Here is a 26,592-nt window from a genome sequence, read left to right on the forward strand (position 1 = left end):
CCACGTGCCCCCCTTTTTATAATACAAAAAATAGACCTTGGAGGTGGGATTTTGATACTCTTATTTTCCTCCATAATAGCTGGTGTAGTTTTGATCATCTATCTCACACTTACCGTCCTTGATAAAAGTCCAGGAAATGAGAAGACAGAGAAAATTTCAAGAATCATTCAAAGAGGTGCCAGGTCGTTCTTATTTCAGGAATACAAGGTCTTTTTTCCCATAGTCTTTGTGCTCGCGATACTTTTTGGACTCTCCTCTGGTTGGACAAAGGCAGTTGCGTTTATAATAGGCGCTACATTCTCTGTTCTTGCAGGTTTTTTTGGAATGAGCATTGCCACAAAGTCTAACGCAAGGACAGCGTGGGGTGCGACCAAAGGTGTTGGTGAAGCACTTGATATTGCATTCTCAGGCGGAGCAGTTATGGGGCTTGCCGTTTCTGTTTTAGGTCTGCTTGGTTTGAGTGTGGTTTACCTCATATTCGGACTTGAGGCAGTCAGTTTCTACTCTCTTGGTGCTTCTTTTGTTGCATTGTTTGCTCGTGTTGGCGGTGGAATTTACACGAAGGCAGCAGACGTAGGTGCAGACATCGTTGGAAAAGTTGAGGCGAATTTGCCAGAAGATGACCCAAGAAATCCTGCAGTCATAGCTGACAACGTTGGTGATAACGTTGGTGACGTCGCTGGTATGGGAGCAGACCTTTATGAATCATATGTTGGTTCCATTTTCTCAGCAATAGCAATAGGATACGCATTATTTGGAGCCAAAGGTGTTTACAACACAATTTACATCATTTCCTTTGGTCTTATAGCTTCAATTTTAGCGATTATCCTTGTAAAGGTACTTTCAAAATTGAATACCGAACCTGCTTCTGCTTTGAGAATGGGGACCGTAGCTTCAAGTATTATCTTCTTAGTTTTCTCGTTTGCATACGCAATCATCGAGAAAAATTTAAACCTCTTTTGGACTGTCTTAACGGGAAATATAGTTGGTGTTTTGATAGGTCTCATTACTGAGTGGTACACTTCAGGAAAGAAAGTAGAGAAGCTAGCCCATTCTGCTGCAATGGGACCAGCGAACGTGATAATAAGCGGAACGGCACTTGGTATGGAATCTACCGCTGTTATCACCATATTAATAGCTCTTGGAACCTTGGTTTCTTACAAACTTGCAGGTCTTTACGGTATTGCGATGGCTGGTGTTGGTATGCTTTCAACTCTTGCAATGAACCTCTCTGTTGATGCGTACGGTCCAATAGCGGATAACGCCGGTGGGGTTGCTCAAATGGCTGGACTTGATAAAAGTGTAAGGGAAATAACTGACAAACTGGATGCGTTAGGAAACACAACTGCTGCTATGGGAAAAGGGTTTGCAATTGGTTCTGCTGCATTGACTGCGATAGCACTTTTCGCAAACTTTGGTTCTGTGGCACACGTTCAACAAATCCAACTCCAAGACCCGAACATGTTTATTGGTGCTCTCATTGGTGCAATGTTGACATTCTTCTTTTCAGCACTTACTATGAACGCTGTGGGAGATGCTGCAAATGACATGGTTGAAGAGATAAGAAGACAGATTCGGGAAGTGCCGGGCATCTTGTCTGGAACAGTCGACCCTGATTACGAAAGTTGTATAAAGATTGCTACGAAAGGTGCATTGAAAAGGATGGTATTACCTGCGGTTCTTGCTATTTTGGCACCTATAGTACTCATGATAGGTTTAGGTGTCCAAGCAGTTGTAGGATTACTCATTGGTTCAACTGTTACCGGTGTTGCCTTGGCTATCTTTATGGCGAACTCGGGTGGTGCATGGGACAACGCAAAGAAATATGTAGAAGAAGGTCATCTTGGAGGAAAAGGTTCGTTTACCCATAAAGCAACAGTTGTTGGTGACACGGTTGGTGACCCATACAAGGATACTGCAGGGCCTTCGTTGAACATTCTCATAAAGTTGATGGCAATAACATCCATAGTATTCTACTCAATTGTGGGGAGGTGGCTATAAATGAGAAGAATAGGTGTTCTTTCTGTTGGAAATGATTGTCCAGGTTTGAACCCAGCAATCAGGTCGATCGTTGTTAACGCTATAGAACAAGAAATTGAAGTGATGGGTATAAAAGATGGATTTGAAGGATTACTGAACGATAAAGTTGACATACTTGTTAGAAACAACGTATCAGGTATTCTTCACCAAGGGGGAACGATACTAGGAACTTCGCTTTTTATTCCTGAAAGGGACGAGGATTTAACTGCCATTAAAAACAAGACGATTCAATATGGCATAACTGGATACATAATTCTTGGTGGAAGAAATGCAGTTAGAGCTGCACTGAACCTACAAAGATACGGAATACCATCAATAATCGTGCCTGCAACAATAGACAACGACCTCTCATTTACAGATTTTTCCATAGGGTTCATAACAGCGCTTGAACGTGTAACACAGGCGCTTGACATTATCCATTCGACGGCGGAATCTCACCACAGGGTTATGATTGTAGAGACGATGGGCGCACCTGGTGGTTGGCTCGCAACTTTTGGTGGTCTTGCTGGAGGTGCCGATTTCGTCATAACAAGCTCGGATGTTTTAAATCCAAAAGAGCTTTTAGCAACTATCCAGCACAGATATGAGAGCGGAAAGAGATTCTCAATAGTTGTAGTAGAAGATGGTGTTAAATTACCCGAAGAGATAATCGACGAATGCAAGTGTTCCCACGAAACAGACCCGGCTGAAGTTGTTGGAATATACATAGGTAAAAAACTCAACCTCGAATGGCGATATACAAACCTTGGATACATTCAAAGAGGTGGCACACCGGCAGCAATGGACAGAATCATTGCAACACAACTGAGTGCAAGAGCTGTCGAACTTGTGAAAATGGGTAAATTTTACCATGCGGTTGGTGTAAAAGGTTTTATCGTAACAGAGGTGCCTTATAGTGAAACCCTCCTTAACGTGAGACCAGTTGACTATTACATCAAACAACTTACAAAGCTCTTCTATTAATCTTCCATATTCAGTATATCAGCGGTGGCGTTAATTAAACAACGCCATCGCTTTTTTTTTTATAAAAAAATCGAGCGAAAGAAAAAGCACAAAGTAGTGAATGACAAAATACACAAGGTAAAAACGTCTGACCACAGTATTTTCACAATTTTCGAAGATTGGAACGATAATCTTTTAAATGATATAATAACAACGATATCGGTAACGTTACCAATAAAAACAATACACATTTTTGAGTTATTAAGAAAGGAGTGTTGAGGAGATGGTAGAAAGATTGCCGTTGTGGAAAAAGTGGATGTATGCACTTGGCCAGCTTGGTTGGTCGCTTACCAGCTTTGCTATCGGAAACGCACTCGTTTATTTTTACATGCCGCCTGAGGGTGTGAATTTTCCACAGTATATAACCAGGGGAGCTGTATGGGCTGGACTGACTATTGTGGGACTTGCCTTGGGGACTTCCAGGCTTTTTGATGCGATTACAGACCCTATTGTGGCTACTATGTCAGACAGAAGTAAATTAAAACTTGGCAGAAGAAGGGGATTTCTGGCAATCAGCGTGCTTCCATTTGCGTTGTTTTCTTTTCTGCCTTTCTTTCCACCATCGGCGAGTTATACAATCAACACTATTTGGCTTTTTGCCACAGTTATCGCATTCTACTGGTTTATGACGATGTACGTAACTCCGTTCTTTGCATGGATGAGCGAACTTGGACATGACCCAGATGAGCGTCTTGGACTTAGCACGATGATTTCCATTACATGGGCTCTTGGATACGTTTTAGGAACGCAAATTTACCTTTTCCAAACCGTTTTGGAAAAACGGGGTTTTGAACCCGTTAAAGCATTTCAAACAGTTACAGTGCTTTATGGATTGATAGGTTTTATCTTTATGCTACTGCCTGTTATATTTATCGATGAAAGGCGTTACTGTGAACAACACACGGTAAATGAAGGAAGTTTAGAATCTATAGTCAACGCATTCAAAGAAAAGCACTTTGCAGTCTTTGTTATCCAGGATTTACTTTACTGGATTGGTTTAACAGGCATAAGCCTTGGGCTTGTATATTACATAACGGTCTTGTTGAAACTTCCAAAAGAGCAAGCATCTCAAGTTCAGCTCATAATGTTCCTTTTGTCTTTCTTATTCTACGTTCCTGTAAATTTCCTGGCAAAAAAATTTGGTAAGAAGAAAGTTCTTATGGTTGGGTTTATTATATTTGCTTTAAACTTTGCATTTGCCGCAGTTTTAGGTAAGTTGAATATGTCACCGTACGCCCAGAGTTATATTGTAGGGGTCCTGGCGGCAATACCACTCGCAATATTTGGAATCCTACCAAACGCAATGGTAGCTGATATCGCTGAAGCACATGGAAGAAAGACGGGTAATTACAAAGCAGGAGTTTTCTTTGGCGCTAGGACTTTTATGCAAAAAATGGGACAAACGATAGCGGGACTCGTATTTCCATCTATATACATTCTCGGAAGTAACCAAGTTAACGAATTCGGACTTAGAATCAGCGCTATAATTTCGCTAACTTTAATGATTCTTGGCTATATCGTAATGCTTTTCTATAACGAAAAGGAAATCTTAAAAACACTGGGAATTAAAGTTACGGCACAAGAGAATTAAAAGAGTGAAATGACAAATTAGGTTACATGCTTTCTTTTAAACCCAGCCCCTATATCGTTAGTAATATTCGATATAGGGGCATTTTTATTTTGTTTATGTTGCGAATATTTTCACAAGTAATCTTGACGAGAGTTGTAAGAGGTGATAAAATAGTAATAGATTTGTGAAAAATTATCACGATAAATGTAGAGGTTCTTTACTTTGAAGACAAGGAGGTAGAAGGAGGTAGAGAGTATGTTTGAAAAGAAGGTAAACATCTACAACGTGTTTGAGTTGAGATGCAAAACAACATGCTATTTTGGTGTAGGTGCGATAGATAAAATGAGGGATATTTCTGAGTATCTTTCAAAGCGCGGTATGAAAAAAGTAATTGTTGTAACGGACCCTGTTGCGTACAAGGTTACAGGGGCATGGGATGTTGTAACAAAGTACTTCAACCAATTTGGCATAGAATACGTTCTGTATGATAAAGTTACACCAAACCCAACAGTAGAGCAGATTGATGAAGCAACAAAACTTGGAAAGGAATTTGGTGCACAAGTGGTGTTTGGTATAGGGGGAGGTAGTCCGATAGATACAGCAAAAAGTGTTGCAGTGCTTTTGGAATACGAAGGAAAAACAGGAGCGGAACTTTACGAAGGAAAATTCACCCCGGAAAAGGCTAAGCCAATTATTGCTATTAACACAACACATGGTACAGGAACGGAAGTGGACAGATTCGCTGTTGCCTCGATACTTGAGAAAGAGTACAAACCAGCGATAGCCTACGACTGCATATATCCTCTCTTTTCTATCGATGACCCACAACTAATGGTTACACTCCCATACAAACAAACACTTTACACAACCATTGATGCGCTTAATCATATTACAGAAGCATCGACAACGCTCGCAAGAAACCCATATTCCATACTTCTAGCAAAAGAAACCGTGAGACTTATTGCCACTTACTTGCCACAGGCACTTAGTAATCCAAATGACCTCAACGCAAGGTATTGGCTACTTTACGCATCGGCTATCGCAGGTATTTCTTTTGACAACGGACTACTCCACTTCACACACGCACTTGAACACCCACTTAGCGCAGTAAAACCAGATCTTGCGCATGGGCTTGGACTTGCAATGCTACTTCCGGCAGTTGTGAAAGAGATTTATCCATTTGTTGCAGAGATTCTTGCGGAGGTATACGAACCGATAGTTCCAGGCCTTGAAGGAAAGCCAGGAGAAGCAGAAAAAATAGCAAAAGGAATTGAAGACTGGCTTTTCAATATGGGTATAACGGAAAAACTTGAAAGCGTAGGGTTCAACGAAGGGCATGTTGAAAAGCTCACGGAACTTGCAATGACAACCCCTTCACTTGGCTTATTGCTAAGTGTTGCACCAATAAAGGCAGAAAAAGAAGTAATAGCTCGGATATACAGGAACTCTTTAAAGAGGATGTAAAACATAACGCTCTGGCTTTCGTCCAGAGCGTTCTTTTATTTTTGTACTTTCTTGCGGTTTCATCAACTTACTCGAAGGTATGCTTTTACGTATTCATATACTTCTTCACATATTCGAAGTGCTTCGATTGGAAGCTCTTTGTGGCTGTATGGTTTTGAGATAAGCAGCTGTTTATCTTTGTACACAACACCGACAGATTTAAAGTTCATAAGTTGCTCTTTTAATTCGTAAGGAAGATTGTCAATTGTATTCTTAGGTTTAACGATGAATAATTTTATAAATGCATTTTTCTTAGAAATAAACATCTTTGAGAAAAAATTTCTTGGGACTATTGCAACTTCGGGCACGGACAGATCTATTTCTTTGATTAGCATGCAGAAGTACTTTTGATAGTAATTTCTACTCGAAACGTTCATTTCAAAATATAAGCGCTTTTCTTCATCATTCTCATTTAAGAAAACATTGCTTACACTAAGGTGATATCCTCTTAAAGTGGGATAGTATTTTGCTATACCGGTTTTTATGTGCTGTTCAAATTCTTTATCGTATCCGATATATTTGTAACCAAACCTCTCGACGTATTCTTTTGCTCCATTTTCTCTATTCTTAGATTTTCTAAGAAATAATATCAGTAATATCTCTATTAATGTACTTGTGACAATTATTATGACCACAATTGGAATGAGCATGATTTTACACCCACTCTGCTCGCGATTTTCCAGAAATGTATTCTATCGTTATCTTAATAATCGCTGTATTTTTGCATTCTTCATTTTCTTCTGTCTCATCGATATGGCTGTATTTTTTAGCAAATTGTGGTGAATACTTTTTAACGAGTTCGAAAATAGCCACTTTCTTTTCAGGACCTTCTAACAATTCGGCACTGCCAAATGCGATTGCACTTTCATATGCAGTTGTCAATTTTTCTGGCAATACTTTTGATTTTGCAATTACACTGAAGCTGACTTTCGGGTGTTTTGATATATTCTCAAGTTTTTTGCCATCTAGTGCGCAGTGGATATATATTATTCCGTCTTTATATGCATAATTAACGGGCACTCCGTATGGGTATTCCCCATCGAATGTTGAAAGCACCCCATATTCACCTTTTTCTATTATTTCTAATGCCTTTCCGATAGGAAGTTCTCTGTCTTTTCGGCGCATCATTTTAAAGCTACTAACACCCATTATTTGACGGATTTTTTCAACTATTAACCTTGGAGGGATGGAGCTTACAATAGCTATATTTTTGTTTGTGTACCTATCAAATTCTTCGTAGTTAAGACCATTGCCAAGTTCGTATTCTTTTTCATATATTTCGAAATCTTCATGTGTTTCGATTTCGACAAGGTATTTGACGGATACATTGTATGGTTTTTCGAGTTCAACGAATTCGTCGAGCACGATTTCAGCAGGTTTTTCGCTGATGAAGTATCTTACCTTTGCTGCGACAGGAGTTCTTATCAAATTATTCCATAGAGCTTCGTTAGGTCTTATTTCGTATTCTTCTTCAATTCTTTTGAAACCTTCCATCAACTCCGATTTAAAAGCAACAATCCATTTTTCGTTTCCTGTTTCATCAACCATGTATCTGACACGGCAATTTTTGATATTCTTATCCTTGGCAAAATCAAAAAAGGAGCAGTCCTGTAGATACCATTGGACCACTCCTAGTTTCCATTTTGAAATTGCTTTAAGTTTCTGGGCTTTTTCTTCACTAACGAGGTACTTTTTTTCGCGTTCAATGCTTTCACTCATCTTTAACTGTTCTCCTGTCTACATTTCTTGGCACGATTACATGATGGTTGCCGATTCTACAGGATAATCAATTTCTTCGAGCTTTTGCACTACCCCCTCAATGTTATCCGTTTCAATGACAATTTCCTTCTGAGCAACCCTAATTTCAAAGTTGGTTTCACCGATTTCCTCGAGTGCCTTCGAAATTCTCATTTTGCAGTGATTGCAAGAAATGTCAGGGACTTTCAATAAATATTGTGCCATCTTTAACCCTCCTTCAACCTTCACTTTTGAATTTCTTTCGGATGTTCATAGAATTCAAGATTACTGTTATTGAGCTCATCGCCATGGCTCCTTCTGCAATGGCTGGGTGCAAAAGACCAACCATTGCTAAGGGGATAGCCACCACGTTATACAAAAATGCAAACAAAAGGTTTGTTTTGATTGCACCAAACGTAGCTTTCGATATCGATATTACATCTGAAACTTTTGATATACCACCTTTTGTTATTATGATATCTGCACTATCTATCGCCAAGTCACTTCCACTTCCGATGGCAACCCCAATATCTGCAGCTTTCAAAGCAGCTGCATCATTAATACCATCACCAACCATAACTACTTTCTTACCCGTTGCCTGGTATTTTCTCACAATGTCCATTTTTTCTTCTGGTTTTACATTAGCATAAATTTCGTCTATGCCAACGATTTTTGCAACATGTATTGCGGTTTTTTCGTTATCACCAGTTACCATCACGGGTATTATACCATGTGATTTTAGTTCTTCGATAGCTTTTTTCGAATCTTCACGAACAGTATCTTCCAACGCGAAGAAACCTATGATTATGTCGTTTTTACACACTTCAACAATGGACATACCTCTAGAAGTGTATTCTTCGTAACTCGACACATCCTTAGGTTTTCCAATGAAGTATTCGTCAGTTCCAATTTTTGCTTTCAAACCCTTGCCGTGTATTTCTTCGAATCCGTTGATTGTTTCACATCCATCAGTTGTGTCGATTATTTCAGTTGTGTTTAAATACTCTGAAATGGCTTTAGAAAGAGGATGAGTCGATAATTGTATGATTTGTTTTACTTTTTTGCGTTCGTCAACCGGTAGGTTCTCTACCGCTACACGAGGTTTTCCATAGGTTATCGTTCCGGTTTTGTCAAAAAGAACATATCCTACATTCTTAACCGTTTGTATCGCCTCTGCGTTTTTTATCAAAAGCCCTTTCTTTGCTGCAAGAGAAGTTCCAACTATCAAAGCCATCGGAGTTGCAAGTCCAAGTGCACAGGGACACGCAATGACAACTGTTGTTAAGAAGACGAAAATTGAAAACGACAGTCTATCAATTTCATGCAATGACCATGGCAACATCAAGCGTATCGAATGCGTTAAGTCGCTTAAAGAATCAAAATTGAAATACCAGAGAAATGCACTTAGAAGAGCTAAACTGATAATTGTTGGGACGAAATAATTCGTTATCCTGTCAGCAAGTTGTTGGATTGGGACCTTTGCCCCCTGTGCTTCTTGAACAAGAGCTATCATTTTAGATAGGAACGTATCTTCACCAACTCTTGTAACCTTAATTTTCAAAACACCTGTCAAATTCAAAGCTCCCCCGACTACTTCATCGTTTACCCCCTTTTCAACAGGGATGGATTCACCTGTTATCATAGATTCATCGACAGAAGAATGCCCTTCAACAATTATTCCGTCAGCGGGTATTCTCTCACCAGGTTTAACAAGAGCTAGTAGTCCTTCCTTAACAGCCTCGATAGGAACCAATAATTCGCCTTTGTCTGTAATTATTCTTGCCTCTTTCGACTGTAGTGCCAGCAATTCCTTAACCTGTTTTGATGCTTTGTCCCTAAGGGTAGATTCTATATATCTTCCTACAAGGTGGAGAGAGACTATCATTGCACCAATCGTACCAAATGGGTGTATAGATAGACCAAAGTAAGTAGTAACATTTGTTAACCACGCAGTTACAGCTCCAAAAAATATCAAAGTATCCATATTCGAATGTTTGTGCAAGAGTGCAATTGTTGCACCGCGGATAGTGTCTCTTCCTGCATAGAAAATGACAATCGCTGAGAAAATTAGTTCTATCTCTTTGAAAAACGGGACGTGTTTTCCAGACATGTGCAGAAACATAAGGACCATGAGGGGTATAGTTATTGTAAGAGAAATGTATGTATTCTTTTTGATTCTTTTAAGCCTTTTTTTTTCGATGGCTTCAAGAGGTTCGTCTGAAACCCCGTAACCAACACTTTCGACAGCTTTCTGAAGAACTTCATCAGGTACATCTTTTTCCAACACAACGAAAGCAGTGTTTGTTGCCAAATTTACAGCTGCAAACTTAACCCCATCAACTTTTGACAGAGATTTTTCAACTATCCTTGCACAATTTGCACAAGTCATTCCGGTTATCTTTAAACTCTTTTTCTGCTCCATACATCTTACCTACGCTTTTGAAAAAATGCGTTTCAAATCTTCATCGAAGAATAGGATGATCATAGATACAAAATAAATTCCAATGAGCAACAATTCGTAAAATTCACCAGCTATTTCAAATAGATCCACAATCCCCTCGCCGAACATTTCTGCACCCAGGACTATTAGAACTACACCCAAGAACTTGAAAATCCTCTTAATGTTTATCTTGATAGCATATTTGAACATTGCAAAAACCAAGCCAACTGCCAAAACCAAGCCAATTAAGATCCCAGTTATAGTTTCGAACGAATTCTTCCCAATACTTGCGAGTGTAAATACAACCAACTCTATGCCTTCCCTCAAAACTGATATGAAGGCTAATGAAAACAAACCAATTGAAGATGAACGCCTATCGACATTTTCCTTGAGATTCTTAGCTATGTTTTTATTCTGCCTGCCAATCCAAACAACCACATATGTTATTAAGACTGATGCAATGAGTTTCATTAATGCTTCAAAAAACTCTCTTTCCGCACCTTCCGACGTACTCATTTGTAAATAACTTAGTAGACCTACTATCAAGCTTGCTATAACCCCACCAAAAGTTCCGTAAAGCACATACTTAATCAAAGTGTCCCTTCCAGATTGTTTTAAATATGTGAGTATAATACCAACTAAAAGAGCAGCCTCAAAAACCTCGCGAAAAGATAGGAAGAATGTCTGTAACAAACCAAGCACCTCCTCGACTTATTTGAATTCCCAATAAAATTATATCAAATGTATTGAATAAGTCAATAAGGTAAAACTAATTAGAAATACGAAATAATTTAGAAAAAACAAATATGGACAGAGGATACGATTTTAAGGCATTTAGACGAGGGGTTAATTGAACTGAGTAATACTAAACGTTAAGGTTAGAAGCGAGGAAGAAGTAAAGGTTGTTATTTTTTGCATAGTACATAGCAACATCGGCTTTTAATAACAAATCACCGAAGGATGTTGCATCTTTTGGATAAATTGCTATGCCGAAATTTGCGGATACGTTTATTGTATTTTCTTCATACTGTATGGGTTTTTCGAGTTCGTTAATAACTCTTTCTACAAATTGAACATACTCCTTGCAATCGTAAAGGAGATAAACAAATTCATCTCCGCCAACTCTTGCAAGAAAATCACTTTTTCGCATGACTGATGAGAGTCGCTGAGCTACCACTGAAATAACATAATCACCAGCTTTATGTCCAAATCTATCGTTAACGGGTTTAAAATTCTTCAGATCAACATATACAACGCACACCTGTTTTCCTTCCCTATTTGCTAGTGCGAGCATTCTTTCTGCTTCATTTTCAAGAGCTCTTCTATTTGGAAGGTTGGTGAGCGGGTCTCTCAAAGAGATGTATTCAAGATATTCTTTTTGTTTTTGTAGTTCATTTTCAAGCTTTATCCTTTCGAAAACAACACCAACTTGATTGGCAAAAACTGTAGCTATTCTTATTGAAAATTCATTAAAAGCTTTTTCGTCTTCAAAATTATCAAGGTTAAGGAGAGCTACTATCTCATTTTCCACAGATATCGGAACAGAGAGCATGGCTTTAATTTCTGAGATTCTTCCGTATTTCAGAAGAATTTCCTGACGCTCGTCCATAATTTTTGTAGAATCAAATTCGTCAAGATGCGTGATAATTTTCACTTGCCCGTCTAAGCTTTGTGCAAGTTCTTCAGGTTTGAATTTTACCTTCGATAACTGAGCAAAATCGTAACCTACACACGCAGCAAATTCATAGTAGTCTCCGTTTTTAATCAAAACAGAGCCGGCTTGTGCACCAGGAATAATTTCAACCGCTTTTTCAAGTATGAATTGATAACTTGGAGCAAGAATACCCTTAAGGAGCCCTTGAGTCAGTTCGGTTATCGCTTCAAGGGATTTATTCAATGTTTCTTCCATTTTTAACAGTTTTTGTGTTTTGAACTCGTTTACAAATAACGTAATCGATACAATCAGAACCAAAAAGAGCAGTATTAGGAATATTTCTTTAATAGTCAAAAATCTTTCGTATTTTAAACCATAGACAAAGTCTTTTGATAGTGTTCTATCACCAGAAGAAATTTTTATCCCTTTTATCTGATATTTTTCGAGGATATAGCTTGCGTCTAATTTGACAACAGCAAACTTATCAGGCAAATATGAATTACCGAATGAGTCCAAAATCTTAAAGCGCATCAATAACAAGGTGCCTTCTGATGTGATTTCAAAATAACCAGTTGGGGGATAACCAGAAGAGAACTCCACATAATTCACATATGGATAGTCTTTTCGTATAATTTTCTTGACGTTATTGATGAAATTGGAATCATTATTTTTGAGTGCTTCATAAAGCTCGGTCCATTGGAAATATGCAAATGAGATGTTAACCGCTTCATTTTCAATGACTATACGTGCTAACTTTTTTAAGTTTTCGTCTTCATTATAGATGAAAAAATTCATTCCTATGATGAAAGATATGATAATTGTCAAAAGAAAAATTAGAAATTTCCAATTTGCAAGTCTTAGGAAACCCATCATACCGACCTCTCATAGAATGGATTTTCATGTGATATTATACCACCTAAACAAGTAAAAATGATGAAATGTCTATAAAAATCTTAAGCTCTTGTGATAAAATATAATAAAAAAACCAGAATCCCAGCAACTAAAGAGGTGATATGAATGATATTTACTTTAACTATGAACCCATGCCTTGATAGGTACATTTATGTTGATGAATTAATTGTGGATGATACTATCCGTGCCAAGAAAGTTGTTGATTACCCAGCAGGTAAAGGAATAGACGTTTCGCGTGTAATCAGAGAACTTGGAGGAGTATCGATAGCTATTGCGCTTGTTGGTGGAGCTAACGGTAGAAGGCTTGAAGAGATGCTTGATAAGGAAGGAGTCATATACTCATCCATACGCGTTCCTCAAGAGACGAGAATGAATATTATCTTGGAAACGAGCAAAGGGCAATATCGAATAAGTATGCCCGGTGAAAAAATAGGTGTGAAGAAATTGCAGGTTGTTTTGGAAGTGCTCAATGCCTTGGTGCGCCAGGGAGATGTTGTTGTAGTGTCCGGTAGCCTTCCAAAAGGAGTTGCAGCCGAGTTCTATACTGGAATCATCTTTACTTTAAAACAATGGGGAGCAACTGTTTACTTTGACTCTGATGGAGATAAACTAAAAGCTGGGTTGATAGGCCAACCGGATTATATTAAGCCAAATTTACACGAGTTTCAAAGATTGATAGGCAAAAATGTATCCTCTAGAGAAGAAATTATCTCAGAAGCGAGAAAGGTTATAGAAATTCACGAACTGAAGGCTATTCTTTTAACTCTTGGCGGTGAAGGTGCATATTTTATTTCTAACGAAAAAGTATTGTACACAAAAACCATAAAGGTTCCTGTTAAAAGTGCAGTTGGCGCTGGTGATTCTTTCCTTGCGGGGTTTGTGTTGAAGAAAACAGAAGGTGCTTCTGATGAGGAAGCGTTGAGATGGGCGAACGCATCAGGAACAGCGGCAGTCATGACCCCTGGAACGAGGCTGTGTAGAAAATCCGATGTGGAAAAATTACTTGAGAAAGTGGAAGTGGAGAGAATAGAGTAGAATTTAAAATTATCAAAGAAGAAGGGGTGAGCCCCCTTCTTCGTTTTTGAAAGGTTTTGCTTATATTTTCCTACACCATTCCAAAACTTTTTCTACATCAATTGTTGCAAGTGCTATATAATTATCAGCAGCTCCATAGTAAACGTAATACTTGCCCTTATATTCAACCATAGCATCACTGAAGACTACGTTTGGAACTCCACCGAAAACCTCCCATTCTTCCTCTGGTTCAAGGATTGGTTCTTCACTTCTCTTAAGTACTTTCGTTGGGTCATTCAAGTCAAGCAACATGAAACCTAATCTGTATATTGGCCTCGATGCATCTTCAACACCGTGGTACAGTAACAACCATCCATATGGTGTTTTGATTGGCGGTGCACCGGCGCCGATTTTTAAGTTATCCCAGTAGCCCTGTCTGGGACCTGCTATGCTTACGTAATCTCCCCAGTTAATCAGATCATCGGAAAATGCAAGCCAGATATCTGGTTCAAACCGATGCATCATAACGTATCTTCCGTTTATCTTTTCAGGAAATAGGGCAGCATCTTTGTTATTTACCTCGTCTTTTATAACAATTCCATAACGTTCCCAAGTTATGAAATTTTTAGTTGATGCAAGTGCAACCCTCGGACCTTTTGGTGAATAAGCCGTATAAAGCATGTAATACTTATCTCCGATTTTCGTAATTCTAGGGTCTTCCACTCCATAGAGTTCTTCTTTTGACGCAGGTGTGAATACGGGTTTTTCTAATCGATTGAATCTGACACCATCTACACTTACAGCGTATCCTATGCGTGAGACCATGTCCGCACCTTGTGCTCGATAAAGCATATGGAACAACTCACCGTCAAAGACTACTGCACAGTTGAAAACAAACTTGTTCTCCCACAGATGTTCTGGAACAGGACTTAATATTGGGTTAAGTGGGTGTCGTTCAAGTCTTAACTCCACAATACTTCGCCTCCTTGTTCTTGTTGAAGATTTCACCTTAGGGACATTGATATACCTTGCAAGAAATAGTTTCTAAGTGTTAGAAAGATAATAACCATCGGTATCGTTTGAATCACTGCACCGGCAAGTACGGGTCCGATATAACTTGCATATTCGTGATTAAAAGAAGCAAGTAAAACAGACAAAGGCATCTTTTTGTAGTCTTTCATTACCATCAGGGGCCATAAGAAATTGTCCCAGACCCCTATGAAAGTGAACAATCCTACAATAGATGCTGTTGAGCGACTTAATGGTAACATGATACGTAAAACAATCCAGAAATTGTTCGCTCCGTCTATTTTTGCAGCATCGATATAGTCCTGTGGTATGCTTTTGAAATTCTGAGCGAACATGAAAATACCCCATGAACTTGTTAAAGAAGGTACGATTAACGCTTGATAAGTGTTCAACCAACCGAAGGCCCTTATCAATATAAACATAGGTATTGTGAACATAAATCCCGGGAAAAGCATTTGATAAATTATGAAATTGAATACTGCTTTACCGATTTTGAAATTTATTCTTGAGATAGCATAACCTATGAGCATCGATGTGAATATTACAGAAAAAGTTACAGTTGAAGAGATGAAGAGGCTGTTAAAAAAAGCTCTGACAAAAGGTCTCTCAAACCTGTTTGCCATGACGAAAATGAAGCGATAATGCTCTAGAGTCAATCTTTTTGGGAGAAATGTTGTAAATATGTCCTCTGCAGGTTTAAAGGACGAAATGAACAACCATAGGTAAGGGTAAATCCAGACTATTGCAAGAAACAAAAGAACAAAGGTTATAATGTACGAAGCAATCTTCTCACGCCTCATACAAAGCTCACTTCTTTCTCGAAAAACTTACGAATCAACATAACTAAGAGATAACTCAACAAAGCTGTCACGATCGCTACCGTAGTCGCATATGATGGGTCAATTCTTTTAAAAGCAGTATCATACATATAAATCAAAAATGTTGTTGTTCTTTGCATAGGACCCCCACCAGTTATTAAGTATGGTTCTGTAAAAATTCCAAAAGTAAGCATTACTGCAAGGACTGTCACAGTTATAAGTGATGGATTAAGTAGAGGTAATGTAATTTTCCAGAATATCTGGCTTTTCGTTGCCCCGTCAAGCTTTGCTGCTTCGTACAAAGATTGTGGAATTGACAAAAGACCAGCGTAAAGAATCAGACCGTAGTATCCTATAAATTTCCATGTAATTATAAGACAAATCGAAAAGACAGCTAGCTGTGGATTTGAAAACCACGGGATAGTGATACCGAATAAATCATCCAGCAGTCTGTTGATGGGTCCATTTATCGAGAAGAGGTTTGAAAATAAAAGTGAGTAGGCAACTCCAGAAGAGACATTTGCTACCAAAAAGCTTAACATTATGAATGTTTTTCCAAATCTGACTTTTGTCAGCGCGAGAGCGAAGAGCAAAGAAGCAATTAGCACCATTGGAATTAGGTACGCCAGGAAATTCAGAGTATTAAGAGCAATTCTTAAAACGGTACTATCGGTGAATATTCTTAAAAAATTCTGGAGTCCTACAAATTTTGGTTTGGAGAAATAGTTCCACTTTGTGAATGCAAGAACTACCATCCACAAGAATGGATAGCCCCAAAAAATGGCAGTATATGCCAAGTATGGAATTACTATGGAATATCCGAATAAACGTTCCTTTTTACCAAACTTTGACCTTGCCTTCAAGACACTCAACCTTTTCACATCCATTCGGAAATGTTTAGAATTTTAGGAAAATTTTTTTTAGAACAGAATCCTATTAATTTCTTTTACAGCTTTGTTCAATATATCTTCTGGGTTACCTTTGAGATACATTAAAGGTTCTATCAAATGTGTTGTCATTGCCTGTTGAATGTCGATGGTTTTATCTATCAGTGCAGGTGGAACGGCAAATGGGACGAATGATGCGTAAGCTTTGAAGAACTTGTCATTCATAAATCTAGCAAAAGCGGGATTAGTTGTCAGATCTTCTCTCGCAGGTGGCATTTGCGTTTTTTCAATCCAAAGTACATCATTCTGGACATTTGAGAAGACCCACGATATGAATTCAAATGCTGCTTTCTTGTCTTTGCAAGTTGAGTAAATAACGAGACCTTTTGTATCTGCAAATGTGTAGACAGGTTTATCTTTTGGGTAATTGTCTGGAACTGGAGGAGCAGAGAACCATATATTTGAAACCACTTTTGGGAAAGTTTCTTTAGCCCAATTAACTTCCCAGGGACCTGTTATCTTTGCAAGTATCGTTCCGTTGTAGAAAGGATTTGTGCCTAATTCAACTGCGGTCCACTTATTCTGGAACATTGTATAGATGAACTGCACAATAGCTTTTCCTGCTTCATCGCCAAAATTGACCTTACGTTTTTCCACGTTTATATATGTTTTTCCTCCGGTAGCGGCGTAGTAATATGTGATGAAATCAAACCATCTGTCCCACCAGTTTCTACCAGATATGACCTGCATTGTAAATTTCTTCTTGCCGTCCGCAAATTTCTTGCTAAGCTCATAGATTTCTCCATATGTTCTTGGAGGTTCGTTATAGCCCAAACTTTTTAAAATATCGCCTCGCCACCAAAAAATCATTGGGTTGGAGTAAATAGGGAAGACATAATATTTACCTTTGATTTTCCACTTTTCCATAATGTTCTTCATTTTTCGCGTCTCAATAAGTTTTTGGAAATCCGTTCCGAAGTTGTCAAAAGGATAAATTGCACCAATCTCGGCAAGTTGCGCAGCAAAGCCACTGAAGATATTCTCTGAAAAATCGGGAGCATTTCCTGCTGCAATTGCACTTAAGATAGCTTCTTCAGAGCTTCCAGCAGCCGGGATAGTTTGAACTTCGATTTGAACATCAGGTCGCAGTTTGTTCCATTGTGCTACGACTGTTTTCCAGAACTCTTCTTGAAAAGCGTTTGGGGCTGTCCAGAAGGTTAACTTGACTGCAAAGCTGACTAGCGAGAGCACCGCAATCAGAAACAATACAAATATCCTTTTCATACCTCATCCCTCCCTCGAGTAGTTTAAGCAGTATTTTATAAACTTCTGGCTCCTATATAACGGAACTATTCCTTTTCACATAAGTTGTGTAAATACACTGTTTATATGGATGAATAGATTGCTTACTAAGAATTTCGTTAATCCTTTTTACGGCATTTATACCTAGTTCAACCTTCTGAACGCGCATAGTAGACAAACCTTCCTTTTCGGCAGCTGGTATATCATCAAATCCGACAATACTCACATCGCCTGGAACATCGTAACCCCAGTCCTGTAACTTATGAAGTACTCTAATAGCGATTGGATCATTGGAACATATTATTACTTCGGGCACCCAATCGCGGAGAGCTCTTCTCAAGACGGAATCAATTTCCTCGTGTAGATCATCATACTCAAATGTAATTGGAAGCTTACCGAATTTTGTCATAGCGGTAACGTAACCATTGTATCTATCGCGGAAACCATAGTACTTCAAAGGTCCATGGATATGAATAATCCTGTTAAAACCACTACCAATGAATTTCTTGGTTATGTAGAATATACCATCGTAACCATCGCTGACAATACTGTCAATCCTGAGTCCGTCAATATAATGATCTACCAAAACAACTTTGCCATTTTTCGAAATTTTCTCTATCTCCTCCTCAGAGGCGTCGCTCCCAACGAGTATGTATCCGTCATATTTGTGATGTTTACCTTGAAGAACCTCATCCAATAGAAGAATATCTAATGAAATTTTGTAGATACCTGCAGTGTTTTCAATCGCGTCAAGGATTATTTTGTAGAATATGCCGACATCACTTTGGATGAGTTCTTTTATCCTTTGACTTATAACAACTGCCACGCTGAATATCTTTTTACGTGCCAAAGTTTTGGCTGAGACGTGTGGAACATATCCGAGTTCTTTGACAGCTTTTAAGACCTTAATCTCAGTTTCTTCGGAAACATACCCGGTTCCGTTTAAAACTCTAGAAACTGTTGCAGTTGAAACCCCTGCTCTTTTTGCAACATCATCTATGGAAACCATAATTTGTTCACCTCCGGAAAAAATTTTACCAAATGAAAGACATGACGAAGACATTTTGCTAATGTAAGCGTTTACACATCGAAGATATTATATCAAGTGAAAGAGATAGCTCCAAAAATTATAATACAAAGAGAAAGCAAACAAATTTAATAATAACGAAGAACATAAAAGATTTATGTTTATAATTATCCATAAACTTCATTTTTTTTTAGTTATTATACTTTCGCATAGTGTGTAGTAAAATATATAATAGACGCAGTATGTAAACGCTTACACAGTTCCTTTCCTACACTCTTCCAAGGAGGTGTTAGCATGAAAAAACTTGTTCTATTGTTGGCTATCTTGTTAAGTTTGGTAGTATTTGCTGGGTCCTTTTCAATTCCTGTGATTGCTGGTCAAGTTGAGGTACCGGTAGTTGTGCAGATGGGAAAACTGGTCGACATGCTCCCCGAAGACTTTGAACCAGATTGGACAAGTTTGAGAATCTTAGTAGAAGGTGTGGAAGTGCCTTTCCAGATTGAAGATGTTGATGGTAACGGACGTATATCTGCACCTGACTATTTGGTTTTCATCGCAAAAGGGAATACACAGATAGTTGTTCAGGATGCCCCAGGAAAAGCTGTTGTATACCCAAAGGCATTTGAAGTTGTAAAGGATTCAAAAGGGTGGACGATCAAAGCTGTTGACGAGAGTATAGAAGCCGTGGTAAATGACCACGGACTTTTGCAAGTTACCAAATTTGGCAGTGTGAAAGCAAAGTTAGTTGACGAAGTTGGAATTGCAAGAGTCAGCGGTTGGTACAATTCTACATATTACGTTGATGGAAAACTAGGAGACCACCATGAGGAAACAAGTGGAGCTTTTAGAGTAGTTTCATTGAAAGTGCTTGACCCAGGTCCTGTTGCAGTGTGTGTTGTTGCGGTTCTTAAATCTGAGAAATTCAACGGTCTAAAGCAGGAGCTTGTCACTCACCTTTTCAAAAACGGTGATATTCTTGTAGACAACAGATTCGTTTTTGAAACGTACGCCGATATGATGAAACTCCAAACAATGATTACAAGACCGATTATTCCAGCATTCGATGATACTCTACACATCCTTCCGGTGTTCAGACGACTTGTATGGGCAGACCAACTTAATATAACTCCATACGAGTACTGGTTGCAAAGAAACGCAATTACGTGGGTTGACAACATGCCGTACATCACATTCCCCGCTGGAAGTAGTATGAAACCACTTTGGTGGGGTGCTACTTATATTTTTGCTTCCATGGAAAGATGGAGAACTAATTTCTCACCGAAAGGTAAAATCGGCGTTGCTGAAATTCTTCCAGAAATCCCTGTTGTTCCTGCTGACTATAAGAAGTGGTTAGATGGCGACACATGGGTTTACGAAAGTCTCGAATTCCGTGATGGAGTATTCAAATGGATGCCTGGAGAATTCGAAGCATATCCATCAACAACAGGAGTTTATTCAATGAAAGTTGAGGATATGCCAAACAGATACAAAGCAGGAGACATTGTGCAACACTTGAGATTGTACAGCATTTATAGTGCCAAGAGTGTAGAAGAAGCTATCAAATTCATCGAGGCAAAAAGCAATTCGTTTAGGAGCTTGAAAATAGGGGAATAAAATAGCTGTACTTTGCCGGAGGCCGGTTGTCCGGCCTCTTTTATTTGATTTAGAAAAGATGTGGTTCATAGAGAGGGTGATATTCAGGATGAAGAGGGTGTTTGTTGCTTTTGTTACGGTTATTCTTTCTTACGTTTGCTTTGGAGGTATAATTTTCAACAATACACATCTTGAAAGACTTAGTCAGCAATTCACCTTAAACGGTGAGATTGTAAAAGGATACTGGGTTTATGCCAACAACAAGGGTGATTATTTCGAGGTAACAACAGCCCAAAACGAAGGAGATTTTTGCGTAGATGACGTAGCACGTGTCGTGCTTTTGTATACAGAGGCATATGAAATTCTGAAAGAGGAGAAATACCTTTCCCTTGCAATCGAAGCCTCGAAGTTTGTACTTCAAATGCAAGCAACCGATGGTGAGTTTTACAACTTTGCGTGGCAAGATGGCACAATAAACAAATATGGTGTCACTAGTGAAAAGTCCTCGTCTTGGTGGACTCTTCGTGCTTTTGCTGCACTATCAAAGCTTTCGCAATATTATAAAGATACAAAAGTTGTTAACGCAGTAAGAAAAGCTTACAGTGCAATTAAGAAATCGCCACCTGTATATGGGGACCAACTTGCGATGTATATCCTCGGGCTATCATATTATGTGATTTCAACAAAAGATGAAAATGCGAAAAAGGAACTAATGAAATACGCTAATGAACTTATTAATTATCAGTGGAAAGAATACAAATACTTACCGGGTTTCTTTTCGGTTTACCAAGACAAATTCAACTGGAATGGATGGGGTAATCATTATCCTGAGGCACTTATCGAGGCATACAAAATAGTTGGTGATAACCGTTACCTCTCAATTGCCCGTGAATCTTTAGATAGCCAGGTCCCGTTGCTTCTTTCAACAGGCTTGATTTATTCCATCGGAAGATACGTAAAACTATTTCCAGAGCTTGCTTATGCGCTTGAATGTGTTGCTGTTCCTTCAGTTAAATTATATGAAATGACGAAAGATGAGAATTACGCTTACTATTCAGCATTGTTAACCTCTTGGTTATTTGGTGGAAATAGGCTAAACATAAGGATGCTAGGTGAAAATGGAGAAGGTTACGATGGCTTAGAATACATGCACTACAACAGGAATGCAGGTGCGGAATCAACCATCTGCGCATTAAGAACATTACTATATGCAACCAAACTTCCTGAAGATTTTCAGAACCTTGCGACTAAGCCTGTTATCTTGGGTAGAAATGGAATGATAGTTTTAGAAGTTGAAGCTTTCGATCCAGGACTTTCCAGTGTCCGTTTTATCTCTGGGGATTTCGGCGGTGGTGCAGCGTTTCAAATCGAAGGCAAAGCAAAATTGAAAAAAGAGATATCGGAGATACCGGAAGGTCATTACTTTGCTTTTTTGTCTGGTGATTTTAAAAACACGACGGTGATTGTTTCTTCAAAATCGCAAGTTAAGAAAGAAATATCGGGAAGTGGTATTTTTGAAATAGGTGAAATCGAAGTTACCGGAACTATAAACGTATCTGTTTCTAGCTCATGCCTATTTGATCAAATAATACTGATTCCTCAAAATACAGGAATCACGTTTAAAATAAGCGACAAAGGGATGACATTATACTATGATTTCAATAACAGAAAAACCATAATAGTTGACGACGTTCTTTTTTTGAGCAGAGAAGATAATGTTTTTACTACTTTAACTGTTAAACTAAAGGTTGTAGACACTTTCATTGTGCTTGAGCTTCGAGAACTTTTCAATAATGATGGTTTTGCCATTCCTCAAAAACCTGGGAACTTCGATAACCTTGGAGGTATTGTGGGTGCCTACCTTCCTGAAAACGAAGTGTCAGAAGGAGTAATAGCGATTAAGGGTGTACCTTTTGAAATTGTAGCAAATGGAAATGATAACGTGCGTTGCGATGGTCAAAAGATAGTTTTCCAACAACCAATCAATTGTTCTAAGATCTACATACTAGCGGCAGCAAATCATGGTGATTACAAGGCTGACTTTCTAATAAATCAGAAAGTTTATTCAGTCAAAATCAATGATTGGTGTAATCAGCCTAATGCAGTTGAATTTGACTATCGTTATATGCAAAATGGCGAACGACAATACATAAAATGCGGTCTGAGTCTTTACGAATTGGACATCTCAAATTTAAACGAGGAATTGAAGGAGATAATTCTGCCACGTGAAATTAATGTGCATATTTTTGGAATAACTCTCAAATGATTTGCTCTGACAACTTTAGAACAAATACCAACAATCAATCTGCCGCATTTTGCGGCAGATTTTTACATCTTCTGACCTTTAAAATGCTTAATATTTGATTAGTTTTGCCTGCTTCTTTGTAATTATCAAATTTCTCGCATTGGTGACTTACCTACCTGTTCTATCCTTTTAACAAGGTTGTATAATTCTCTGGAAAACGTTCCAAGTTGTGTAACTGTTTGACTTGAATATGGGAAAATATAAGCAGGTTGAAATTCTACACCTCAAGGAAAAGGAGGGATAAAGATGGCTTGGATGAAAAGATTGGTAGTTTTTGCGCTCCTGATTAGCGTTCTTTCACTTGCAGCTTTAAAAGTCGAGGGGAACAAGGTCATCTTCACATTCACCTATCCACAAGCGAACACGGTTCATCTTGCCGGGACATTTAACAACTGGTCAACCACAGCCAACCCGATGAGAAGAGAAGGCGACACATGGATTACCGAACTCGAGCTAAAACCGGGGACTTATCAGTATAAGTTTGTCATTGACGGTGGTAAGGTTTGGAAAGAAGACCCAGATGCACCAGGTTACACAGACGATAGCTTTGGTGGAAAAAACGGTGTATTTACCCTTGCTCTTAAGGATGGAAACTTGGTTATAGTTGCTCCTGCTCCCGAGATTGCTGGAAAGATTGAAATTAACGAAGAAAGAGAAGAGAATTTCTATATTGAGGATAACGTGTATGTTGTCATCCGCTTTTATAAACCTGATGCGAAATACGTCTTCATTGCTGGTTCGTTCAATAACTGGAGTTCATCAGATACTGAGTGCTACAGTGCAGGCGATGGTTGGTGGGAAGCTGTCCTTGAGTTGACACCTGGTGTTTATCAATACAAGTTCGTAGTCGATGGAAAAGATTGGGTAACTGACCCGAATGCACCTGCGTATGTAGATGATGGATTTGGTGGAAAGAACGGAGTGTTTGAAGTTTGGAAAGAAGACGGTCTACTGAAAGTAGGGGCACCAAGAGTCCAGTTGGAAGCAGAAGAGAAGAAAGTTGAGATGCCAAAAGAAAACATTGTCAGGTCAGTTGAGTACTCAGTCGATGGTAAATTAACTGATACAGAAAAATCGACAGCTTACTTTGAGGGAACGGGAATTTTCAAAGGAGCTTATGTAGCAAGAACATCATCAGCATTTTATGTTGCCGTAGAACTTGATAAACTGGCAAAAGACTATCTCAACCAGAATATTCTTGTCGAGGTATATACCGATTCTCCGAGAATGACTTCTGCGAATACAAAGACCTACAACGGAACGGAGCTTGCCAAAAAGGTCGGCTTTAGGTTTTCCGTGAATATGAAAACATACCCAGCAAGAAAACGTGGTTCGTTCTTTGCAGCCATGGGAGATAACACATGGGTTCTCCAGGCGAATCCATTTAAGACGGCTGTTGATGAAGTGGTAGAATTCGAAATACCATACGACATAATCGGTGTGAAGAGCGGGGAGACGTTCAACGTTTTTGTTGTAGTATCTGTTGATGGGAAAGACCAGGTAGTCCCGACCGAAGGTGTTACTGTTAAGACACCAAGTATGATTTCTGGAAATGTGATTGCCAAATTCGTTGATAAAATCGGTGATGATTACGGCTTTGGAACATACACATATCCAAAAGACCCAGCGTTTGCACCTTACAAAGGACTTTGGGATATAACAGAGGTTACAGTACTTGAAAACGAAGATGCATATGTATTTGCAATTAAATTCGCGGAGATGACAAATCCATGGGCATCACCAAAGGGATTTTCACACCAACTTGTGAACATTTACCTTGATACAAAAGATGGTGGAAGAACTGACACCTACAAAGAAGGCGCAAGAGTCCAATTTAAAGAACCGTGGGATTACTTTATAAAAATTGCAGGTTGGCCAGATTACGGTCAAGTCTTTGCAACTGCCGATGGGAAAGAGATAGCAGAAGCGATAACATACGAAGCAGATCCTGCGGACAAGGTAATATACATCGTCGTATTCAAAAAATTCCTTGATGTCCAAAAAGGCATTAAAGCTTATATACTTTCAATGAGCCAAGATGGTTTTGGAACAGACCACATAAGAGCGATTACACCAAATGCATCACAATGGACACTTGGTGGTTATCCATCAGATTCCAAAGACTACGCACCTTGGGTGCTTGATATCGTTGTCCCAGAAGGATACACCCAAGAAGAAATGCTCAAATCTTACATTCCTGGTCAGGCGTATGCAACATTGATACCTGTGGTTGTCAAATAATCCTGAAGTTAAGAAAAAATAATAACCTGCCAGCTACTGCTGGCAGGTTTCATTTTTTATTTCATTAGCTGATTTCTGCATTCTTTGTCTCAATTCCGAATATCAAAACAACAACCGAGGCGATAAGTGACAAAACAGCAAGCCAAGAAAAGATTTCTAAAAGTGATTTGTTCTGCGCAAACATATAGCCAGCAAACTGTGGAGCCAGGATACCGGCGATTCTTGCAACAACTCCAGCCATACCATTTCCAGTTCCTCTCATTGAGGTTGGGTATAACTCGGGCGTGTAAGCATACACCAGCCCCCAAACACCAAGTGTGAAGAACGAAAGTAATAGGGTAACAACGATTAGCTGGACTGTGTTAGTTACTAATGCCCAAAGTATAGCAGTTACTGCCATACCTAAGAAATATAATGCAAGTGATTTCTTACGCCCAAGTCTTTCAATAAAATATGCGGCAGATAGATATCCTGGCAGTTGCGCAACCATCATGAAGAACGTGAACCAAAGCGATTTTGTTGCGCTCAGCCCTTGCTGAGCAAATATCTTTGGAGCCCAGGAAAATAATGCATAGTAAACAAAGCTAACAACAAACCAGCTTGTCCAAATCATGAGCGTTCGAGCAAAGTAAGGTTTTCTTAAGATATCTAATATTGTGATTTTACTTTCAGGAATTCGTTCAATTTCTTCTCTTAGCTGTATTTTTAATACCCTTTCTAAGCCAACCTTTCCGTGCTTTTTAAACGCGAATTTTGGAGATTCAGGTAAACTGAGTAGAACGGGAAGCAATAAAAGTCCCGATGCGAAGACCCAGTAGGTTATTCGCCAGTTGTTTTGAACTGTCAAAATAGCGACAAGTCCTATCAGTATGCTTCCGATAGCCCAGCTGGCTTCAAGTAAGACAAGGTAAGCACCTCTGAGCCCCTTCCCTAAGAATTCGGCAAAGTAAGCGTTGACAGATGGCATCAAACCACCGTAACCGATACCTGCAAGAAAACGGAAAAGCATAAAGGTGCTTGCTGAGTTCGTGAAACCAAGTGCTGTTGAGAACAGAATTGTCATCAGAAAATAGATTAAATTTGAAAGCTTTCTTCCAAACAAATCGGCAACGAAACCAACACTTAAAGCACCAACAAGCATGCCAAGAAACGTTGAACTCAAAATATTTGCAGATTGCTGGACGGTAAGTACCCACTCTTTACTAATAGAAGGAAGTGTGAATGATAGGGCAAGTACACCAGCAGCGTCGAACATCCACATAAGGGAGCTGATATAAAGTAGACTTTTCTTAGTCTTTTTACTTACGTGCAATCCGACAACAGTATCGATAGTTAGTACATCATTTGTCGGTGAGTTTTTATTCATTACAGCGCCTCCTTTCGCAAGCATTAAGACTTTTCATTTTTGGTTAGAAATCCCAAGGTGTTCAACCTTATATTACAATAAGTGTATTATTCTGTCAACTGCGTAAAAAATGAACGAACTTGGAGAGGAAATAAGGGAAGTTGTCGAACTTT

The 26,592-nt window shown here is 38.9% G+C and carries 20 protein-coding genes; 8 read left to right on the forward strand and 12 right to left on the reverse strand.

The genetic code is table 11. The features are described 5' to 3' along the window. Positions 1–51: 51 nt before the first annotated feature. From FERPE_RS08650 to FERPE_RS08665, 4 genes are all read left to right on the forward strand, one after another. Positions 52–2,001 carry a sodium-translocating pyrophosphatase gene (locus FERPE_RS08650; protein WP_014452246.1) on the forward strand — a complete coding sequence of 650 codons (1,950 nt, stop codon included), beginning with the start codon at positions 52–54 and terminating at the stop codon, positions 1,999–2,001. Then, complete coding sequence (locus FERPE_RS08655) at positions 2,002–3,003, forward strand: 6-phosphofructokinase (protein ID WP_014452247.1); 1,002 nt, start codon at positions 2,002–2,004, stop codon at positions 3,001–3,003. 262 nt (positions 3,004–3,265) lie between these two features. After that, positions 3,266–4,633: an MFS transporter gene (locus FERPE_RS08660; RefSeq protein ID WP_014452248.1), complete on the forward strand. Its 1,368-nt coding sequence runs from the start codon at positions 3,266–3,268 to the stop codon at positions 4,631–4,633. Between the two features lie 234 nt (positions 4,634–4,867). Further along, positions 4,868–6,076: an iron-containing alcohol dehydrogenase gene (locus FERPE_RS08665; RefSeq protein ID WP_014452249.1), complete on the forward strand. Its 1,209-nt coding sequence runs from the start codon at positions 4,868–4,870 to the stop codon at positions 6,074–6,076. A gap of 62 nt (positions 6,077–6,138) precedes the next feature. Here FERPE_RS08665 and FERPE_RS08670 read toward each other — a convergent pair whose 3' ends face one another. From FERPE_RS08670 to FERPE_RS08700, 6 genes are all read right to left on the reverse strand, one after another. Then, positions 6,139–6,765, reverse strand: a complete 627-nt coding sequence (locus FERPE_RS08670) for a hypothetical protein (RefSeq protein ID WP_014452250.1) — start codon at positions 6,763–6,765, stop codon at positions 6,139–6,141. 4 nt (positions 6,766–6,769) lie between these two features. Then, positions 6,770–7,834 carry a pyridoxamine 5'-phosphate oxidase family protein gene (locus tag FERPE_RS10750; protein WP_014452251.1) on the reverse strand — a complete coding sequence of 355 codons (1,065 nt, stop codon included), beginning with the start codon at positions 7,832–7,834 and terminating at the stop codon, positions 6,770–6,772. A gap of 36 nt (positions 7,835–7,870) precedes the next feature. Then, positions 7,871–8,077 carry a heavy-metal-associated domain-containing protein gene (locus FERPE_RS08685; protein ID WP_014452252.1) on the reverse strand — a complete coding sequence of 69 codons (207 nt, stop codon included), beginning with the start codon at positions 8,075–8,077 and terminating at the stop codon, positions 7,871–7,873. Positions 8,078–8,090: 13 nt separating this feature from the next. Next, complete coding sequence (locus FERPE_RS08690) at positions 8,091–10,274, reverse strand: heavy metal translocating P-type ATPase (protein ID WP_014452253.1); 2,184 nt, start codon at positions 10,272–10,274, stop codon at positions 8,091–8,093. A 9-nt stretch (positions 10,275–10,283) separates the two neighbouring features. Further along, positions 10,284–10,985: an FTR1 family iron permease gene (locus tag FERPE_RS08695; protein ID WP_014452254.1), complete on the reverse strand. Its 702-nt coding sequence runs from the start codon at positions 10,983–10,985 to the stop codon at positions 10,284–10,286. Between the two features lie 172 nt (positions 10,986–11,157). Then, positions 11,158–12,816: a sensor domain-containing diguanylate cyclase gene (locus FERPE_RS08700; RefSeq protein WP_041262900.1), complete on the reverse strand. Its 1,659-nt coding sequence runs from the start codon at positions 12,814–12,816 to the stop codon at positions 11,158–11,160. 147 nt (positions 12,817–12,963) lie between these two features. On the opposite strand from FERPE_RS08700, the gene FERPE_RS08705 reads away from it, so the two are divergent. Then, positions 12,964–13,893 carry a 1-phosphofructokinase family hexose kinase gene (locus FERPE_RS08705; protein WP_014452256.1) on the forward strand — a complete coding sequence of 310 codons (930 nt, stop codon included), beginning with the start codon at positions 12,964–12,966 and terminating at the stop codon, positions 13,891–13,893. Positions 13,894–13,953: 60 nt separating this feature from the next. Here the strand turns inward: FERPE_RS08705 and FERPE_RS08710 are convergent, their stop codons facing one another. Genes FERPE_RS08710 through FERPE_RS08730 form a run of 5 tightly spaced genes read right to left on the reverse strand, consistent with a single transcriptional unit; the run spans position 13,954 to position 18,917 of the window. Next, a complete protein-coding gene (locus tag FERPE_RS08710; RefSeq protein WP_014452257.1) occupies positions 13,954–14,844 on the reverse strand; it encodes a glycoside hydrolase family 130 protein in 891 nt (296 codons plus the stop codon). Positions 14,845–14,876: 32 nt separating this feature from the next. Continuing rightward, complete coding sequence (locus FERPE_RS08715) at positions 14,877–15,701, reverse strand: carbohydrate ABC transporter permease (RefSeq protein WP_014452258.1); 825 nt, start codon at positions 15,699–15,701, stop codon at positions 14,877–14,879. Beyond that, on the reverse strand, positions 15,698–16,591 hold the full coding sequence (locus FERPE_RS08720) for a carbohydrate ABC transporter permease (RefSeq protein WP_014452259.1): 894 nt from the start codon (positions 16,589–16,591) through the stop codon (positions 15,698–15,700). The genes FERPE_RS08715 and FERPE_RS08720 overlap by 4 nt, the downstream gene beginning before the upstream one ends. Before the next feature lie 48 nt (positions 16,592–16,639). After that, a complete protein-coding gene (locus FERPE_RS08725) occupies positions 16,640–17,890 on the reverse strand; it encodes an extracellular solute-binding protein (RefSeq protein ID WP_014452260.1) in 1,251 nt (416 codons plus the stop codon). A 52-nt stretch (positions 17,891–17,942) separates the two neighbouring features. After that, positions 17,943–18,917, reverse strand: a complete 975-nt coding sequence (locus FERPE_RS08730) for a LacI family DNA-binding transcriptional regulator (RefSeq protein WP_014452261.1) — start codon at positions 18,915–18,917, stop codon at positions 17,943–17,945. A 312-nt stretch (positions 18,918–19,229) separates the two neighbouring features. Between FERPE_RS08730 and FERPE_RS08735 the strand changes: the two genes are divergently transcribed. The 3 genes from FERPE_RS08735 (at position 19,230) to FERPE_RS08745 (ending at position 25,074) form a co-directional block, all read left to right on the forward strand. Next, on the forward strand, positions 19,230–20,549 hold the full coding sequence (locus tag FERPE_RS08735) for a hypothetical protein (RefSeq protein ID WP_014452262.1): 1,320 nt from the start codon (positions 19,230–19,232) through the stop codon (positions 20,547–20,549). 88 nt (positions 20,550–20,637) lie between these two features. After that, a complete protein-coding gene (locus FERPE_RS08740; protein ID WP_014452263.1) occupies positions 20,638–22,794 on the forward strand; it encodes a glycoside hydrolase family protein in 2,157 nt (718 codons plus the stop codon). A 285-nt stretch (positions 22,795–23,079) separates the two neighbouring features. After that, entirely contained in the window at positions 23,080–25,074 is a 1,995-nt protein-coding gene (locus FERPE_RS08745) for a glucodextranase DOMON-like domain-containing protein (RefSeq protein ID WP_014452264.1), read from the forward strand. 64 nt (positions 25,075–25,138) lie between these two features. Here the strand turns inward: FERPE_RS08745 and FERPE_RS08750 are convergent, their stop codons facing one another. Continuing rightward, the gene (locus FERPE_RS08750; protein WP_014452265.1) at positions 25,139–26,440 is read right to left on the reverse strand and encodes an MFS transporter; all 1,302 of its coding nucleotides are present in this window, start codon (positions 26,438–26,440) and stop codon (positions 25,139–25,141) included. Between the last annotated feature and the right edge of the window lie 152 nt (positions 26,441–26,592).

The sequence above is a fragment of the Fervidobacterium pennivorans DSM 9078 genome (genome assembly GCF_000235405.2).
In the GTDB taxonomy this organism is placed as follows: Bacteria; Thermotogota; Thermotogae; order Thermotogales; family Fervidobacteriaceae; genus Fervidobacterium; species Fervidobacterium pennivorans.

Bases quoted from the DNA above. Each gene is read 5' to 3' on its own strand.
- FERPE_RS08735 (WP_014452262.1), top strand. From the start codon at position 19,230: ATGAAAAAACTTGTTCTATTGTTGGCTATCTTGTTAAGTTTGGTAGTA.
- FERPE_RS08670 (WP_014452250.1), bottom strand. From the start codon at position 6,765: ATGCTCATTCCAATTGTGGTCATAATAATTGTCACAAGTACATTAATA.
- FERPE_RS08685 (WP_014452252.1), bottom strand. From the start codon at position 8,077: ATGGCACAATATTTATTGAAAGTCCCTGACATTTCTTGCAATCACTGC.
- FERPE_RS08705 (WP_014452256.1), top strand. From the start codon at position 12,964: ATGATATTTACTTTAACTATGAACCCATGCCTTGATAGGTACATTTAT.
- FERPE_RS08740 (WP_014452263.1), top strand. From the start codon at position 20,638: ATGAAGAGGGTGTTTGTTGCTTTTGTTACGGTTATTCTTTCTTACGTT.
- FERPE_RS08725 (WP_014452260.1), bottom strand. From the start codon at position 17,890: ATGAAAAGGATATTTGTATTGTTTCTGATTGCGGTGCTCTCGCTAGTC.
- FERPE_RS08690 (WP_014452253.1), bottom strand. From the start codon at position 10,274: ATGGAGCAGAAAAAGAGTTTAAAGATAACCGGAATGACTTGTGCAAAT.
- FERPE_RS08655 (WP_014452247.1), top strand. From the start codon at position 2,002: ATGAGAAGAATAGGTGTTCTTTCTGTTGGAAATGATTGTCCAGGTTTG.
- FERPE_RS10750 (WP_014452251.1), bottom strand. From the start codon at position 7,834: ATGAGTGAAAGCATTGAACGCGAAAAAAAGTACCTCGTTAGTGAAGAA.
- FERPE_RS08750 (WP_014452265.1), bottom strand. From the start codon at position 26,440: ATGAATAAAAACTCACCGACAAATGATGTACTAACTATCGATACTGTT.
- FERPE_RS08715 (WP_014452258.1), bottom strand. From the start codon at position 15,701: ATGAGGCGTGAGAAGATTGCTTCGTACATTATAACCTTTGTTCTTTTG.
- FERPE_RS08745 (WP_014452264.1), top strand. From the start codon at position 23,080: ATGGCTTGGATGAAAAGATTGGTAGTTTTTGCGCTCCTGATTAGCGTT.
- FERPE_RS08665 (WP_014452249.1), top strand. From the start codon at position 4,868: ATGTTTGAAAAGAAGGTAAACATCTACAACGTGTTTGAGTTGAGATGC.
- FERPE_RS08730 (WP_014452261.1), bottom strand. From the start codon at position 18,917: ATGGTTTCCATAGATGATGTTGCAAAAAGAGCAGGGGTTTCAACTGCA.
- FERPE_RS08700 (WP_041262900.1), bottom strand. From the start codon at position 12,816: ATGGGTTTCCTAAGACTTGCAAATTGGAAATTTCTAATTTTTCTTTTG.
- FERPE_RS08660 (WP_014452248.1), top strand. From the start codon at position 3,266: ATGGTAGAAAGATTGCCGTTGTGGAAAAAGTGGATGTATGCACTTGGC.